A 14903-nucleotide genomic window follows, 5' to 3' on the forward strand; every position below is an offset into this window, starting at 1 on the left:
CTTCGGAGTAGCTTGGGAAAGGCTCAGCTGCTGGCGTGAAGGGATGTTGAACAGCGGATGAAGAAGCAGTGCGGTCCGGGGATTCTTCTTCTCCTTGTGGCTTGGGTATCAGTGAGGCGGCGCGGGCGGGGAGCCTCAGGGTGAATCCGTGGTCTTCCTGCGGCACCGGCGGCGGCGCCTGCCCGGTTCACGGATTTTTCACTACCGCAAGATCGACCGGACTGAAGGCGTTTGGTTAGAAGCCACTTGAAAGCTGGGCAACTCCGGCTGGAATCCCGGCATCACTCATTAACCATGAAGATCACCCGTTCCTTCTCCCGCTTGCTCGCGGCGGCCTTTGCCTGCCTGTCCATGAATCTCGCCCACGGACTGACCATCCCCGTCTCGGCGGACACCACCTCCACCCTCGGACCACAGCAGGCACAGCTGCTGAGCGCCAAGGCCGGCAGCGCCACTACCCTGGGCGCGGGTCCCAAGCAAACCGCTTTCATTCGCTTCGAGGCTGGTAGCTATGCGGATGTTAACCCTGCCGCCACCATCGAGAAGGCATGGCTCATGGTCTATCTGTCCGAGGTCGCCAAGCCCGGTGCGCTGAAGGTTCACGCCGTGACCCAGAATTGGACGGAGGTCGTCGAAGGCAAGCCGGTCGCGCCGACCTTCCTCACCGAATCGATCGCCACCATTCCTGCCGAATCGGTGGTCGCCAAGCAGTTCGTGCTCGTGGATGTGACCGCGCAGGTGAAGTCCTGGCTGACCTCGCCCGCTACTGACTTCGGCTTCGCGATTGCCAGCGATGGAGCGGCCAGTGTGCAGCTTGGCTCGAAGGATGGCCCTTCCAAGGGCTATGCGGCGGTGTTGCAGATCGAGAAGAAGAGCACGATCAATACACCGGAAGACCTGCGTACGATCCGCGGCACGGTGGAAGTCCAGCAAGACGGGACCCTCGCGATTATCGCAGGTCAGGGATTTACGGTGGAGAAGGTGGGCAGTGATTTGAAGATAACTTTCAGCACTCCGTTTTCGGGCCTCCCGACCATCAGTTCAGTTGGTGAGGGGATTGCCTTGGGTGGATTTTTCACGCCGCCCACTGAGGTGAGTGCCAGCGGAGTTACTCTGGACAATGGCGCTGCGTTTAATAGTTCTCGCGCACACTTTATCGCCGTGGGCCCGCGTTGAAAGCGGCTGAGGAAAACAACAGGCCAGCGGGTTGAATCCGGCCTGCAAGTGGTCCAAGCTCCTCACGTGAAGCAGGAGCGCGACTACTCGCCGAAGATCGATCCGCTGCGCCAGCACTGCCCGGTTCGTGCCGCCTTGGATGTCCTGACCGGGCGCTGGAAGCCCTCGATCCTCTGGGAGATCAAGGACGGCACGCGCCGCTACTCCGACCTCCAGGCGGCGATGCCCGGGATCAGTGCCCAGGCCTTGACCGTGCAGCTGCGGCAGCTCGAGGCGGACGGCATCATCGAGCGTACGGTTTATCCGGAGATCCCGCCGCGGGTGGAGTATGGCCTGACCGAGCATGGCCTCTCCCTAGCCACGCTGATGGATGAGTTGGAGAACTGGGGCAGCAGGCACCTCGAACGCCAGGGCAAAGTGGCGGCGCGCCCTTGCTAGAGTCGCTTACTCACATTGTTGTGAGCGGCTCACAATCTTGGGACGAAGCAGGAGCCGCAGCAGCATGCCACTCTGGCGGTGTATGAAGACACTGCTTGTGATCGACTCCAGCGCCCGTTCGAACCGCTCCACCACCCGCGCGCTGACCGCCCGTTTCGCCGCTGCATGGCAAGCCCGCTTTGGGGAGGCCGCCGTGATTCACCGTGACCTTGGCGCCAATCCACCGCCTGCCATTGATGAGGCTTGGATCGCCTCCGCCTTCGGCGAGCCCAATGGCGAAACGCCTGCGGCACTCGCCAATAGCGAGACCTTCATCGCCGAACTCTTCCAAGCCGATGTGATCGTGATCGGTGCACCGATGTACAACTTCGGCATGCCCTCCGCCCTCAAGGCCTACTTCGACCAGATCGTCCGTGTCGGCCGCACCTTCGCCTTCACCGAAGATCCGGAGAACCCCTACCAAGCACTGATCCCCTCCAAGCCGGTGGTGCTCGTCACTTCCAAGGGCTCCGGCGAATACGAAGCGGGTGGAGTACTAGAGTCCCTGAACTTCCTCGAACCCCACCTGGCCACGATCCTCGGCTTCATCGGCCTCGGCGACATCGCCTACACGAAGGTCGCGCGCGAGGAATACAAAGACGAAGCGTGGCGGTACATGGTGAGCGCGGCGGAAGCAGAGGTGGACCGCCTCGCTGCGGATCTGGCGGTCGCCTAGGATCTCTCTTCAGGGCCAAAGGCCCGACCTATACCAGCCTGGGCTAACAGCCCAGGAACGGTGGGAGAAATTGGAGGGCTGTAGGCCCGATCCAACTGGGGTGTAGTGTGCGAGCCTAGGCGTCTGTCCGCCCACGAAAAAAGCCGGGAGGTTTCCCTCCCGGCTTCTTGAATTCGTTCTGTCGCGAACAGCGGATCAGTCGTCGGACGGGCTCCACTCCTCGGCCGCGATCGCGGCGAGGTTGAAGGCCTGCTCGAGGCCCACCATCTCGGAGGACGGGCGCAGGCTTTCGAAGCTGGCGCTTTCCTTCTTGAGGTCGGCTTCGCTGTAGTTGACGGCCTTGATCGAGAGGCCGATACGGCGCTCGACCTTGTCCACCTTGATCACGCGGGCTTCGACTTCGTCGCCCACCTTGATCACGTCCTTCACCTTCTCCACGTGGTCTTCGCTGAGCTGCGAGATGTGGATCAGACCGTCGATGTCGCCATCGAGGCTGATGAAGGCGCCGAAGGAAGCGATCTTCGCCACGGTGCCCTTGACCAGGTCGCCCACCTTGAAGCGTTGGTCGATGTGGCTCCATGGATCGTCCTCAAGCTGCTTGAGGCCGAGCGAGACGCGCTGGTTGGCCTTGTCGATGGAGAGCACGATCGCTTCCACTTCGTCGTTCTTCTTGAGAACTTCCGAAGGGTGGTTGATCTTGCGGGTCCAGGACATGTCGGAGACGTGGACCATGCCGTCGATGCCTTCTTCCAGCTCCACGAACGCACCGTAAGCGGTGAGGTTGCGGACCGGGCCCTTGATGGTCGCACCGATCGGGTAGCGGACTTCGATTTCGTCCCAAGGATTTGGCTCGAGCTGGCGGACACCGAGGGAGATCTTCTGCTCCTCGATGCTGATGCCGAGCACGACGGCCTCGATGACCTGGTCGAGTTCGAGCACGTCGCTCGGGCGGGTGATGCGCTTGACCCAGGACAGTTCGGAAACGTGCACCAGACCTTCAACACCACGCTCGAGTTCGATGAACGCGCCGTAAGGCAGGAGCTTGGTGACCTTGCCCTTGACTTGGGAACCGATCGCGAACTTGCGCTCGATGTCTTCCCACGGGTTGTCGGACATTTGCTTCAGGCCGAGGGAGACGCGCTCCTTCTCGCGGTCCACGTCGAGGATGACGACATCCACAGGCTGGCCGATGATGAGCATCTCGGAAGGGTGGTTGATCCGGCCCCACGACATGTCGGTGATGTGAAGCAGGCCGTCCATGCCCTGCAGGTCGACGAACGCACCGAAGTCGGTGATGTTCTTGACCGCGCCGGTGACCTTGTCGCCCACCTTGACGGTGCGCAGGAACTGCTGGCGCAGTTCGGCACGCTCGGCCTCGATGACCTCGCGGCGGGAAAGCACGATGTTCTTCCGCTCGTCGTTGACCTTGACGATCTTGAACTCGTAGATGTTGCCGACGTATTCGTTGAGATCCTTCGGCGGGATGATGTCCACCTGGGAACCGGGCAGGAAGGCTTCGACGCCGACGTTGACGGTAAGACCGCCCTTGACGACCGACTTGACCTTGCCGCGCACCAAGCCGCCGTCTTGGAACACCTTGACGATCTTTTCCCAGTTCTGCTTGTGGGCTGCCTTTTCCTTCGAGAGGACAACCATGCCCTCATCGTTCTCAAGCTTTTCGAGAAGCACTTCGACTTCGTCGCCGACTTCGATTTCTTCATCCTCGAACTCGTTCGATGGGATGGCGCCCTCGGACTTGTAGCCGATATCGACGAGGACGACTTGCGGGCGGATCTCGATGATCGTGCCCTTCACGATGGTTCCTTCGCGGAACTCGCGGAACTTGGAGTCGATCAGATCGGCAAGTTCCTGATTGGTTGTGGATTCAAGCACTGCGGTGCTCATGTCTTAACGGGGTTAAGGTTAGGTTGGTTTGGTTTCGCTTTTCCTTCCGACAATTGCCCCGATGGAAGAACCGGCGAGCCACGGGGCTCCAACTACTCGCCAGCATTTTGAAACGTGAAACGGGGCGGCGAAGCTAGGCCGCCAGCCCCCATTGGCAAGGCGAAAATCTCCTGATTTCAGGGACTTCCGGGGTTCGCCAAGCCGCTCTTTTCGGAGCTGTTTTTCTTCTTTGGCTTCTCTGGATCCGGGGTGGCAGGATCCTTGGCTCCCCCTTCATTGGGTTTTGCCTCGCCCTCCGGAGGCTTCTCGGGACGCCGGGGGGGCGCCAGTCCCGGAATGCTACCGCCACCCGCCGCACCATGGCCCTCGTCCTCGTCGGGCATCCACGGCGGGTTCAATGCGACTAAAAAGCACAGACAACCGGCCACAAAAAGACCGACGCACAGAAGAGGGTGCGACGAAATGGGTTTCATGCAATTACGAAGTAGTTACCGGATACTCACATTGAAAGTTTTTTCTCCTTTCCTGTCCGACACGTTTCCTATATCCGCTGTAGATGAACGAAATGTGACTATAAATTCGTCTTTTTTGGAGGAGACACACCGAGCTCCCCGATTCGGGGAGCATTTGGATCATTGGCGTAACGCCTCGGCTGGCGAGACCTTTAGTCGATAACGCACGAGCGCGCTTTTACTTTTAAAAACTTCCCTTGCCTCCCGGCGCATCGCCCGCTATCCCCGCCGCCCGCCGCGATGCCGGAGACCTCCGAAAAGACACTGAAACTGGCCATTCCCAAGGGTTCCTTGGAAGGGCCTACCCTCGACCTTCTGGCGAAGGCCGGGTACGAGGTCTATGTCTCCTCCCGCGGCCTCCGCCCCGGGTCGAATGACCCGGAGCTGGATCTGTATCTGATTCGCGCTCAGGAAGTCGGCCGCTACATTGACCAAGGTTTCATCGACTGCGGGATTACCGGCCTCGACTGGGCCAGTGAGTTCGACGGTAGCCTTGTTGATCTCGCCGAGTTGCCCTTCTCCCGCGCCTCCGCCATGCCCACCCGCTGGGTGTTGGTGGTGCCGGACGACTCGCCGATCCGCGCGCCGGAAGACCTCCAGGGCAAGCGCATCGCGACCGAAGGGGTGGCAATCACCGAGCGCTACTTGAAGTCGAAGGGCATCGAGGCCGAAGTGGAATTCTCTTGGGGTGCCACCGAAGTGAAGGTCCCTGACCTCGTCGATGCCATCGTTGACGTCACCGAGACGGGCTCCTCGATCAAAGCCAACAAGTTGCGGATCGTGGACACGCTGCTGACCTCCTTCCCGCACTTCTACGCCAGCCAGGCCGCCGCCGCGGATCCGTGGAAGCGCCAGAAAATGGAGCGCCTCGTCCTTCTACTGAAGGCCGCACTCGAAGCCCGCGACAAGGTGGGCTTGAAAATGAATCTTCCCGCGGACAAGTTGTCCGCCCTGCTCGAAAAGCTCCCCGCGATGCGCCGTCCAACCGTCTCCCAGCTCTCGGAAGAGGGTTGGGTCGCCGTGGAAACCGTGATCTGCGAGAAGGTCGTCCGCGACATCATCCCGACGCTCAAGGAGCTGGGTGCCGAAGGCATCATCGAGTACCCGCTGAACAAGATCGTTCCCTGAACCCTTTCCTATCCAACCGTAACCCCAAGCATCATCATGGGCTCGCTCAAGAAACGCCGTAAGACGAAGATCAACAAGCACAAGCGCAAGAAGCGCATGAAGCAGAACCGCCACAAGAAGCGGCTCCGCTACAAGTCCTAGTCTAACGGCTTGCGCGCCGCGGGCTTGACCCGTGCTTGAGAACTGATTCTTCCCGACAGGGATCCGGCAACCGCCGGATCCCTGCTTTCGCGTACGCCCGCCGGGGCAGGGAATTGCAAGGGGCCGCTAATCTTTCTCCCAAGAAAATGCTGCCCTCAGGCCTTCCTGTAGGGTGAGCAACGACGAACCCGATTTGGTGCCCGGCGGAGATCCGCCACAGTATCAGGAAAGTCCTCCACCCTCTGCGCCTAAGGAAAGTGGCTTTGTGCGCTTCTGGCGGAAGCTCGGCGGCGGTTCGCTGATGGTGGCCATCATCCTCCACGTCCTGATCCTGGTCTTGGGGGCCTTTTGGGTGATCCGCACCCTCCATGAGCCTCAGAAGGTGGTGGATTTCAATCCCGGCGGTGGCGGGGGAGGTGCCAGCGAAGCGGAAATGAAATCCCAGAAGATGGCCCAGAAGATTGCCAGCCAGCATTCGGCCAAGCGGGTGGTCGTTGAAGGCGCGGCCGCTTCGGTCGTGATGCCGGATCCTGGAGATAGTTTTGGAAGCATGGCCTCCATGGGATCGCTGACCGGCGGCGGAGGAATGGGTGGCGGCAGTGGCGGAGGTCGTGGCGGCGGCAATGGCACCGGCGTGGGCACGGGCAGCGGGAGTGGTAGTGGTGTCGGCACCGGGGCCTTTGTGGCCGGGGCCATGTTCTTCAATCAGGAGGTCAAGGCCAGCCGGGTGGCTTACGTGATCGACTACTCCAAGTCCATGAAGGGCAAGCGCGAGGAGCTGATGCGCGCGGAGTTGGAGAAGTCCGTGCGCAAGCTGGTGGCTCCGATGAAGTTCCAGATGATCTTCTTCTGCGGCCCCGCATGGATTGCCGGAGACAATGTGGAATTGGCCTTCAACGACCAAGAAGCCACGGTCACCCACGGGGGGCGGATTACCATTGGAAGAAGCTCGAGGGCGGCAAAGGCGCTTGGGAGCCCGATGGTAAAAAGCAAAAGGCCGACTGGATCGACGTCACGACTGAGGCGATCGAGCAAGCCTCCACCAGCATCGCGAAAACCAAGCTGGAGTATGGCACCCATTGGGTAGGGCCCTTGGAGATGGCCTTGGCGATGGAGCCTCCTCCGGAGGTCATCTTCTTCATGACGGACGGGGCCTCTCCCGGCACGACCGACAAGATGATCGAGGACTTGGCCCGCAAGGCCCGGGGGCGCAGGACCGTGATCAACACCATGTCGCTGATGGAGCCGGAGGCGGACGCGGGGATGAAGAAGCTCGCCCTTCTCGCGAAGGGCAAGTTCACCATCATCAAGCCTGACGGGACGGCGGAGGACGTGCCCCTGAAGTAGGGAATGCGGGTTTGCGCCCGTTGACTTCGCCCGCCCGCCGCGCCAGTCTTGCCCCGTGGACACTCTCAAGCTCCTGTTCTGCATGGCCTTCGCCGGCTTGGTCGCGGTGCTTGGGGTGTCGTGGAAGGATTTTAAGAAGGCCCGCGCGGGGGAGGACCCCAAGAAGGTCTACGAGGTCAACCGCCAGATCGCCGAGATCCGGAAGGACAAGGAGCGGATGCAGGCCGACCGTGACCGGATTCTCGGCAGGGAGGTCCCCAAGACCCCGGTAGTACCGGAAGCAACGCCTGAAGAATCCTCCGCGGTTCCCTCCGAAGCCGATCTGGCTGCGATCGATGCCGCCTCCAGCTTGTCGAATCCGGACGCTGCCCTGCCTTCGGAAGGCTTGGTTCCCGCGCCGCCGCCTCAGGGCGAGGGAGAGGCTACACCGCCTCAGGCCGTGGTTCCCGCAGTCCCGGCTCCACCGCCAGCACCAGCACCAGCTTTGCAGGATCGGGCCGCTATGATTTTGGCCGCACCCGCGGTGGCGAAGATCAAGACCTGGGAGGAAAGCCCCGAGTTGGGCTCTTTCTGCACCTTGGAGGTCAAGGATGCCGCCGTGGTGAAGACCGGGGCCGTGCTAGTTATCCGCCGTAACTCGGGGATCATCGGCCGCGTCACGGTGGGCGAGGTCACTCCGGAAGCGGCGGGCGGCAATCCCTCCGGCATTCTCGATGAATTGAAGCCGCAGGTGGGCGACGAATTGATCGTCGACCCGGCGGGCCGGTGAGCCGTTAGGCTTGGCTGGCGCTCAGCAACTCGCTGAAGCCGCAGAAGACCCGCGAGTCTTCCTGCGGTGCGGCAGGCACCGGATCGTCACGATCAAGGTGGTCCCGGCAGGCGGAGTGGAAGTCCTCCGGAGTCTTCGCCCGGCGGACCCGGAATTCGAAATCCGGGTCATGGCCCTGCGTCACGAAGATCATCGTCTTCTTCATCCGCTGCACATGACCGACAGGATCGAAGCGCTCGCCGACCGATGCGGCCAGTTCCTCGTAGAGTCGCACGACATAGCCTAGCAGATCGCGGCAGCGCGGGACGAGGCCCTCTCTTCCTTCGAAGGCGGCACGCAGTTGGTCGAAGAGCCAGGGATTGCGGATCGCGCCGCGTCCCACCATCAGCCCGGCGGCCTTGGATTGTTCCAAGTAGGCTATGCCGGTGGCCGTATCCACCACATTGCCATTCGCGATCACGGGGCAGGGCAGGGCTTCCACCGCCATCTTCACGCAGTCCGGATGCACCGGAGTCGAATAGCGTTCCTGGACCGTGCGGCCGTGGATCACCAGTGCATCGATGGCGTGCTTGCGGAAGGTCTCCAAGAGCAGCGGGAATTCGGCGTGGTCGTGATAGCCGATGCGGGTCTTCACCGTGAAGCGGGTGGGGATCGCATCGCGCAGGGCCCCGAGAATGCGGTCCACCTTCGGCAGATTCCGTAACAGCCCGCCGCCGGCCTCCTTGTTGCACACCACCGGGGCCGGGCAACCGAGGTTGAGATCGATGCCCGCCACCGGATGCTCGAGCAGCGCCTTTGCGGTCTTCACCAGCGCCGGGATGTCCTGCCCGATCATCTGCGCGAAGACCGGTCGTCCCGTCGGATTCTCATCGATCGAGCGCAGGATCCACGCATTCGGACGCGAGTCATTGTGCACCCGGAAGTACTCCGTCACGTAGATGTCCGCACCGCCATACTCATGCATCACGCGCATGAAGGGCAGGTCGGTCACGTCCTGCATCGGTGCGAGGTAGAGGACCGGGCGGCCCGATGGAAAGAGCGATCTCACTTCGGCCGCACCATCTCAAAAAGATCAGCCGTATGGCAGTACCAATTCGGCGAGCCCATGCGTCCTACGGGATGATAGATCTCCTGATGGATGCGCAGGTGCTCGCGATCCAGCAGCAGCTCCTGGACGTGGACGCGGTGGACGATGCCGAGGATTAGACGGTTGCTGCCGATCTCCTGGATCGAGTGAACCTTGCACTCCAGCGAAGCCGGGGCCGCCGCGATCCGCGGTGGCGCGACGATGCTGGAAGGCGCGGTCACCAGACCCATATGCTCGGTCTCGCTGACGCCGTGCGGCAAGGTCGCGGAGGTGCCGTTCATCGCTTCCTTCAGTTCCTCGCTGACCAGGTTCACCACGAACTCACCGCTGCGCTTGGCATTCAGCGCGGTGTCCTTCGGCGTGCCATTGGGCCGGTCTCCAGGTGCGAAGATCAGCAAGGGCGGATCATCGCCGAAGACATTGAAGAAGGAAAACGGAGCGGCGTTCACCGTGCCATCTTCGTTGAGGGTGGTGACCCAGGCGATCGGCCGCGGCATGACCAGTCCGGCGAGAATGGCGTAGGCGCGGTCCGCGTGCTCTCCGAGCAGGTCGAGTTCCATGCCCGGAGGATGGAGCCCATTCCTTTCCACCGCAATCCCTGTCACTGGACAAAGCTTGGTGCTGCGGGTCTCCGGCCTTCATCATCCCGGAATGAGCATGCCGGACGAGAGCGAACTTGCCGACGCCATCGGGGTAGCCGCCGAAAGGGCCATCGGGCGGTTGTTCCGGGAACAGCCCGAGAGCTTCTATTACTGCAGCCTGATCACGACCGGTGAAGCCCACGCTCCCTTTCTCGCGGCTTGGTCGGTTGAAAAACTAGCGGGCAGGAAGGAAATCAAATGGTCCTACGCCGACTGCCCTTACTGTGACTTCAGCCCGGAGGATTTCGAGGCTGTGCGCAAGCTCTTCGCTGCAAGGCCGGCGATGGATTCCTTCGCGGATTGCTCGGCGGAGTATGAGCTGCGCTTGCGTGCGATGGAGGCCGCCTTGCGGCGCTTGGATGCCAAGGGGATTTTCGGCAGCGGACCAGAGCGCAACCGGATTGTGGTGAATGTCGAAGTGATGCCGCCGGACCACACCAATACCGAACGGGCACTGCGCCTCAATCCACTGGAAGCCTTGGGTGAATGGCTTGCCGAGGCGGCGGAGTGAGGGCGGGCTCAAGCGGAGGCTCCGAGCTCGTCAAGTTCGCTTTGAATATTCCTCCGGGCGGCTTCCTCGCGGTCTGCGAAGTATTCAGTCCGATAAATGCGCTTCGCCAGGAATCCGGCCATCACCTTGGCTCGCCCGCTGCGAAAGGCCTCGTCGGGAACGTGGGCATATTCCCTCCGGATTGCCGCACAGTAGGCATCGTAGGCTTCCTCCGGCGTGGCGAGGATCGCGAGATCGATGTCTACCATCAGAGCTGAGGCGGAATCCTCCGTGCGGGGGCGCCGGAAATCCGTGGCTTCGATCAGTGCCGTGACCTCTGCCGCGAGGACAGGATCCAGCCAAGCATCCGTGTTTTCCCGGAACCAGGCCACGCTTGCATCTTCGTTGTCGCTACGATGCGGATCGTAGATCACATCGTGGAACCAAATCGCGCCTTCGATCGTAAAGTCTTGCACCCCGCAGCGATCCAACTCCGTAAGTGAAGCGGCGATGTGGCCGAGATTGTGGTAGTGACGCTGCTCTTCGGAATAGCGTGTCACCACGCTGGCCCAGAGGGAGGCTGCGATGGCTGGCTTCGCTCCACCTTCCCGACACCAGGAGCTGAAGCGACCTTCCAACGATGGTGGTGTTTGTGATGCCACGCGGCGGTAGTCTAGTAGGCAGACGCGCTCTGGCGAGTCCTTGCGGAACGAAGCGGTTCAGGGGGTCTCCACGATCTGCACCCCGCTCACTCCAGTCCAGCCGCCGCTCAGGTTGCCATCCCAATCCAGCGAGAATTCGCCGGCGGTCTGCCCGCGGAAGACCACCAGATTGCCGCCTGCGGCTGTCTCCGCGGTGGTGCCGACGGACTCGATGAACTTTCCTTCGTGCCAGCCGAGCTTGTAGTAGCGGTCTTCCTTGCGGCCGCTGGCTTGGAGGCTCACCCGGCCCGAGCCGCCGTTGTCGTCGGCATTCAAGTAGACGTGCACCTCATAGCGCGGATAGCGGATGCCCTTCACCGCGAGCTTGCCGCCGGATTGGATGTAGCCGCGCTGCATCGTCAGGTTGCCACCGTTGAAGCCCCATTCGCGGCCAGTCTTGCTGCGCCATGCCTGATCGCCGGCCGGTACTTCCCAAGTTGCGCTCAGTCCCTCCGCGGCCTTGCCTGTCGAGTCCTTGAGTTCAGCAGCGCGGCCACTGGCTCCCGGCAGGTTGTTCCAGCTCGTCTGGGAGACACCCTTGACGCCCGCGATATCGCCGGGTGCCAGCTCCGTGCCAGCATCCCCTGCGACGGAGAAGTTCAGGCCGATGCCGTGAGTGCTGATCTCCGGCGCGCTGCCGGGCAGTGGCAGCACGTGGTCCGGGATCGCTTCCTTCGCATAGACCCGCACGTAGTCCACATACATGTCGCTGCCATTCCCGTAGCGTTCGAGGTCGATTGGCCAGCCGCTGATGCCGCCGATCGCATAGTTGATCAGGAAGCAGTGCGGATTCTCCTTCGACACCGGATTGGAGGGATGGCGGAAGACCTCGATGTCATCGAAGTAGTAGACCGTGTCGTCCAAGCCGATCGAAACCGCATAGGTGTGGAAGGTGGTGGACCAGTAGGACTTGCCACCGAGATCCATCATCTTGACCACCGTATTCGGATGCGGCTTCTCCTTCCCATCGGAGCCCTTCTGTCCCCACGGGTGGGTCACGATGGAATAGCCCGGATGATTGGGATGCCCGCTGCCGTTCCCGCCATAGGCTTCGATGATGTCGAGCTCATCACCGTTCGAGCCTTGGTCGAGGCCGGTGATGGTCCAGAAGGCGGGCCAGGTGCCCGGCGCGGATTGCGCGGTAAAGCGGCACTCCAGATAGGCCGGCGGCTTCGCCCAGAAGCCTTTGCCATCCATGTTCACGGAGGAAATGATCCCACTGCGGCCCTTGGGCGATGCATCGTCCTTCCGCGCCGCGATCTTCAGCCAGGTGCCGGTTTGTGAGAAGGGCTTGCCCTCGCCCAGCACATCGGAGAACTGCCAGCCGCTGAAGTCACCGAAGCGTGGCTTGTGCGATGCATAGCGGGAACCGCGACCGTCATTCGAGATCGAGAGCGGGCCGTTGAAGTCGTCCGCGTAAACTTGCTTCAGTCCCTTGGCTGCGGGCGGATCCTTCTTCGGGATGCCCTGGTTCCACTTCACTCCGCCAAGGTTGAAGAGCTGCAGCTCATAGATGTCCTTCTTGCCCTCCTTGCTCTCTGCGAAGATCCGCACATTGGCCGGGCCATTCGGGAAGCGTTCGGCGGGGAAGATGAAGGAGCCCTCGCCCGAGTCTCCAAGCGTGATTCCATTTGGTGTTAGATTCTCATCGTGGCCCCATTCGCCCGGCTGCTCCTTGGTCGGCTGTTGCCAGCATAGCGCCTTCGCGGCGACCATGCCCTTGGCCTTGAATTTCACTTCCACGTCGCCCTTCACCTCGGAGCGTGGCGCCGGGGTCGATACCGCGATCGCCTGCACCCACTCCGCGCCACCGCGGTCCTGGCCTTGGTTGAATTCGAGGTAGTGATCCTCGGCCATTGCGACCGGACCAAGGTTCAGGGCGAGCGGTAGCAGAAGCCAAGGGAGTGATCTCATCAGCGGGCGAGACGGGGTGAGGAATCCAGAGAATTGCGCAATCCGGCCACATACGCGAGGCCGGGGAACTGTCTTTCCGCGCCTGTTCCTTTGGGCCGGGTGCAAAGCCTCCTTGCATTTCCCGGCAGGGTAGGGGTCTCTTGGAGCCATGACTCTCCGCCTCAAAAAATGCGCTTTCACGCTGCTGCCGGTCCTCAGCTTCGCCAGCCTCGGTTTTTGTGGCGGTGCCTTGCAGGCCCAAGCCGAGGAAACCTACCGGAATCCGGTGATCGCCGGGGACTTCTGCGACCCGAGCGTCATCCTCGTCGGCGATACCTACTATGCCGTCGGCACCTCATCCGAATGGGCGCCTTTCTATCCGATCTACACCTCGAAGGATCTCGTCAACTGGGAGCAGATCGGCCCCGTCTTCGCAAAATTACCGGAATGGGCCTCCGGTAGCTTCTGGGCGCCTGAATTGTATCATCGCAATGGCATCTTCTACGTTTACTACACCGCGCGGCGAAAGGCGGACAATGTCTCGGTGATCGGCGTCGCCACCAGCGACGATCCGCGCAAGGGCTTCACCGATCGCGGCATCATCCGCGAGTGGGGTTCGGAGGCCATCGATGGCTTCGTGTTCCGCGATGATGACGACAAGTCCTACTTCTCCTGGAAGGCCTATGGCCTGGAAAAGAACCGTCCGGTTTCGCTGCTGGCCTGCGAGATGAGCGATGACCTCCTGAAGCTCACGGGCGAGCCCTTCGAACTCCTGCAAGCGGATGGCAAGCCGATCTCTGCCGAAGGCCAGGTCATGGCCAAGCACGGCGACTGGTATTACCTGTTCTATTCTTCGAAGGGCTGCTGCGGCCGCGGCTGCGACTATCAGCTCGAAGTGGCCCGCGCGAAGAGCGTGAAGGGACCATGGGAGCCTTCGCCCGCAAACCCGATCCTCGCCGGCGGCGATGAATGGAAATGTCCCGGTCACGGCACTCTGCTCACACTGCCGGACAAGCGCAGCTTCTTCCTCTATCACGCCTACAACGCGAAGGAGAATGTCTATACCGGCCGCCAGGGTATGCTCGACGAATTGGTCTGGCAGGACAATGGCTGGCCGATGTTCGCAGGCGGCCGGTCGCCGAGCACCACGGCGGTCTCGCCCTTCGGCAAGAGGCAGGCACCATCTCCTGCGGACTTCGTGGACAGCTTCGACGGCTCCAAGCTGGCGCCGGCATGGCAATGGGATCTCCAGCGCGAGCCCGTGATCAAAATCGCGGATGGAGCTCTGCATCTCGGCGTCTCGGACGCTGCCACGGCGAGCCCGGCCGGAACCTTCCTCGGTGTGCGCGTGCAAAAGGGCGACTACACGCTCACCGCCACCATTGATCGCAGCGGCTCCGCCCAAGAAGGCCTCGCCATCTACGGCGAGGCTAAGAGCGCGCTCGCCCTGCGGATCGAGGACGCTGGTCTGGTCGTATCGCAGGTCGAGAAAGGGCAGGCCAAGCAACTCGCCACCGCTGCCCTTCCCGAAGGCAAGAAGCTGCAACTCCGCATGAGCGTGCGCGAAGGCCGCCTCATCCGCTTCTCCTCAAGCACCGATGGCCAAGAGTGGAAAGCCATCGGCGAAGCGATCGACGGCGCCTTCATCCCGCCCTGGGACCGCGCTCCCCGCGTGGGCCTTGTCGTCGCCGGTAAGCCTGGCGACACCGGGATCTTTGATTCCGTCGGGCTGTGCTACGAGTGATCTCAAGCCATCCTGGCTCGTAAGGATCGCCTGACCATTATTTGGGTTCCCTGCTGCGACGGCATCTCTACCAGATGCCGTCGCTTCATTTTGGCAAGTCGATGCTCTCCTGCGTCGAGAAGCTGATCGTGCCCATGAATGAGTCTGCCCACCCGCGTTGAGGCAACGCGCGAGGGCATCGGTCGCCAGCTGCTCCGGAATTTTCTTGGTCAGCAA

15 protein-coding genes are annotated in these 14903 nt (G+C 61.8%); 10 read left to right on the plus strand and 5 right to left on the minus strand.

Annotation, left to right across the window (positions count from 1 at the left end):
• Positions 1-294: 294 nt before the first annotated feature.
• The 3 genes from BV071_RS18960 (at position 295) to BV071_RS18970 (ending at position 2329) form a co-directional block, all read left to right on the plus strand.
• Entirely contained in the window at positions 295-1176 is an 882-nt protein-coding gene (locus BV071_RS18960) for a DNRLRE domain-containing protein (RefSeq protein ID WP_035610672.1), read from the plus strand.
• A 48-nt stretch (positions 1177-1224) separates the two neighbouring features.
• A complete protein-coding gene (locus BV071_RS18965; protein WP_265594612.1) occupies positions 1225-1614 on the plus strand; it encodes a helix-turn-helix domain-containing protein in 390 nt (129 codons plus the stop codon).
• 82 nt (positions 1615-1696) lie between these two features.
• Positions 1697-2329: an NAD(P)H-dependent oxidoreductase gene (locus BV071_RS18970; protein ID WP_035610674.1), complete on the plus strand. Its 633-nt coding sequence runs from the start codon at positions 1697-1699 to the stop codon at positions 2327-2329.
• A 195-nt stretch (positions 2330-2524) separates the two neighbouring features.
• Here the strand turns inward: BV071_RS18970 and rpsA are convergent, their stop codons facing one another.
• Positions 2525-4234 (minus strand): 30S ribosomal protein S1, encoded by a 1710-nt coding sequence (rpsA, locus tag BV071_RS18975; RefSeq protein ID WP_075090952.1) that lies wholly within the window; start codon positions 4232-4234, stop codon positions 2525-2527.
• A 752-nt stretch (positions 4235-4986) separates the two neighbouring features.
• Here rpsA and hisG point away from each other — a divergent pair.
• From hisG to BV071_RS19000, 5 genes are all read left to right on the plus strand, one after another.
• Complete coding sequence (hisG, locus tag BV071_RS18985; protein ID WP_035610678.1) at positions 4987-5874, plus strand: ATP phosphoribosyltransferase; 888 nt, start codon at positions 4987-4989, stop codon at positions 5872-5874.
• A gap of 36 nt (positions 5875-5910) precedes the next feature.
• Positions 5911-6015 (plus strand): AURKAIP1/COX24 domain-containing protein, encoded by a 105-nt coding sequence (locus tag BV071_RS35530; RefSeq protein WP_169454664.1) that lies wholly within the window; start codon positions 5911-5913, stop codon positions 6013-6015.
• Positions 6016-6187: 172 nt separating this feature from the next.
• The gene (locus BV071_RS33270) at positions 6188-7102 is read left to right on the plus strand and encodes a hypothetical protein (RefSeq protein ID WP_265594613.1); all 915 of its coding nucleotides are present in this window, start codon (positions 6188-6190) and stop codon (positions 7100-7102) included.
• 23 nt (positions 7103-7125) lie between these two features.
• Positions 7126-7362 (plus strand): hypothetical protein, encoded by a 237-nt coding sequence (locus BV071_RS18995; protein WP_265594614.1) that lies wholly within the window; start codon positions 7126-7128, stop codon positions 7360-7362.
• Positions 7363-7417: 55 nt separating this feature from the next.
• Positions 7418-8131 carry a hypothetical protein gene (locus BV071_RS19000; RefSeq protein ID WP_035610682.1) on the plus strand — a complete coding sequence of 238 codons (714 nt, stop codon included), beginning with the start codon at positions 7418-7420 and terminating at the stop codon, positions 8129-8131.
• A 4-nt stretch (positions 8132-8135) separates the two neighbouring features.
• Here BV071_RS19000 and BV071_RS19005 read toward each other — a convergent pair whose 3' ends face one another.
• Complete coding sequence (locus BV071_RS19005; protein ID WP_035610684.1) at positions 8136-9179, minus strand: tRNA-dihydrouridine synthase family protein; 1044 nt, start codon at positions 9177-9179, stop codon at positions 8136-8138.
• Positions 9176-9778 (minus strand): flavin reductase family protein, encoded by a 603-nt coding sequence (locus BV071_RS19010; protein ID WP_052573572.1) that lies wholly within the window; start codon positions 9776-9778, stop codon positions 9176-9178. The genes BV071_RS19005 and BV071_RS19010 overlap by 4 nt, the downstream gene beginning before the upstream one ends.
• A gap of 91 nt (positions 9779-9869) precedes the next feature.
• On the opposite strand from BV071_RS19010, the gene BV071_RS19015 reads away from it, so the two are divergent.
• A complete protein-coding gene (locus BV071_RS19015) occupies positions 9870-10370 on the plus strand; it encodes a DUF4303 domain-containing protein (RefSeq protein ID WP_052573574.1) in 501 nt (166 codons plus the stop codon).
• Between the two features lie 8 nt (positions 10371-10378).
• Here the strand turns inward: BV071_RS19015 and BV071_RS19020 are convergent, their stop codons facing one another.
• Both BV071_RS19020 and BV071_RS34370 read right to left on the minus strand, forming a co-directional pair.
• Positions 10379-11011, minus strand: coding sequence for a hypothetical protein (locus tag BV071_RS19020; RefSeq protein WP_265594615.1), 633 nt, complete (start codon positions 11009-11011; stop codon positions 10379-10381).
• A gap of 57 nt (positions 11012-11068) precedes the next feature.
• The gene (locus BV071_RS34370) at positions 11069-12964 is read right to left on the minus strand and encodes a family 16 glycosylhydrolase (RefSeq protein ID WP_081886098.1); all 1896 of its coding nucleotides are present in this window, start codon (positions 12962-12964) and stop codon (positions 11069-11071) included.
• A gap of 148 nt (positions 12965-13112) precedes the next feature.
• Here BV071_RS34370 and BV071_RS19030 point away from each other — a divergent pair, with 148 nt between their 5' ends.
• On the plus strand, positions 13113-14687 hold the full coding sequence (locus tag BV071_RS19030) for a family 43 glycosylhydrolase (RefSeq protein WP_035610686.1): 1575 nt from the start codon (positions 13113-13115) through the stop codon (positions 14685-14687).
• The last annotated feature ends 216 nt before the right edge of the window (positions 14688-14903 follow it).

Source organism: Haloferula sp. BvORR071, from assembly GCF_000739615.1.
Taxonomy (GTDB): domain Bacteria; phylum Verrucomicrobiota; class Verrucomicrobiia; order Verrucomicrobiales; family Akkermansiaceae; genus Haloferula.

What these genes read in the sequence shown, in the direction of transcription:
- BV071_RS18960 (WP_035610672.1), top strand. Translation starts at nt 295, where the DNA reads ATGAAGATCACCCGTTCCTTCTCCCGCTTGCTCGCGGCGGCCTTTGCC.
- BV071_RS18970 (WP_035610674.1), top strand. Translation starts at nt 1,697, where the DNA reads ATGAAGACACTGCTTGTGATCGACTCCAGCGCCCGTTCGAACCGCTCC.
- rpsA (WP_075090952.1), bottom strand. Translation starts at nt 4,234, where the DNA reads ATGAGCACCGCAGTGCTTGAATCCACAACCAATCAGGAACTTGCCGAT.
- hisG (WP_035610678.1), top strand. Translation starts at nt 4,987, where the DNA reads ATGCCGGAGACCTCCGAAAAGACACTGAAACTGGCCATTCCCAAGGGT.
- BV071_RS35530 (WP_169454664.1), top strand. Translation starts at nt 5,911, where the DNA reads ATGGGCTCGCTCAAGAAACGCCGTAAGACGAAGATCAACAAGCACAAG.
- BV071_RS18995 (WP_265594614.1), top strand. Translation starts at nt 7,126, where the DNA reads ATGGAGCCTCCTCCGGAGGTCATCTTCTTCATGACGGACGGGGCCTCT.
- BV071_RS19010 (WP_052573572.1), bottom strand. Translation starts at nt 9,778, where the DNA reads ATGGAACTCGACCTGCTCGGAGAGCACGCGGACCGCGCCTACGCCATT.
- BV071_RS19015 (WP_052573574.1), top strand. Translation starts at nt 9,870, where the DNA reads ATGAGCATGCCGGACGAGAGCGAACTTGCCGACGCCATCGGGGTAGCC.
- BV071_RS34370 (WP_081886098.1), bottom strand. Translation starts at nt 12,964, where the DNA reads ATGAGATCACTCCCTTGGCTTCTGCTACCGCTCGCCCTGAACCTTGGT.
- BV071_RS19030 (WP_035610686.1), top strand. Translation starts at nt 13,113, where the DNA reads ATGACTCTCCGCCTCAAAAAATGCGCTTTCACGCTGCTGCCGGTCCTC.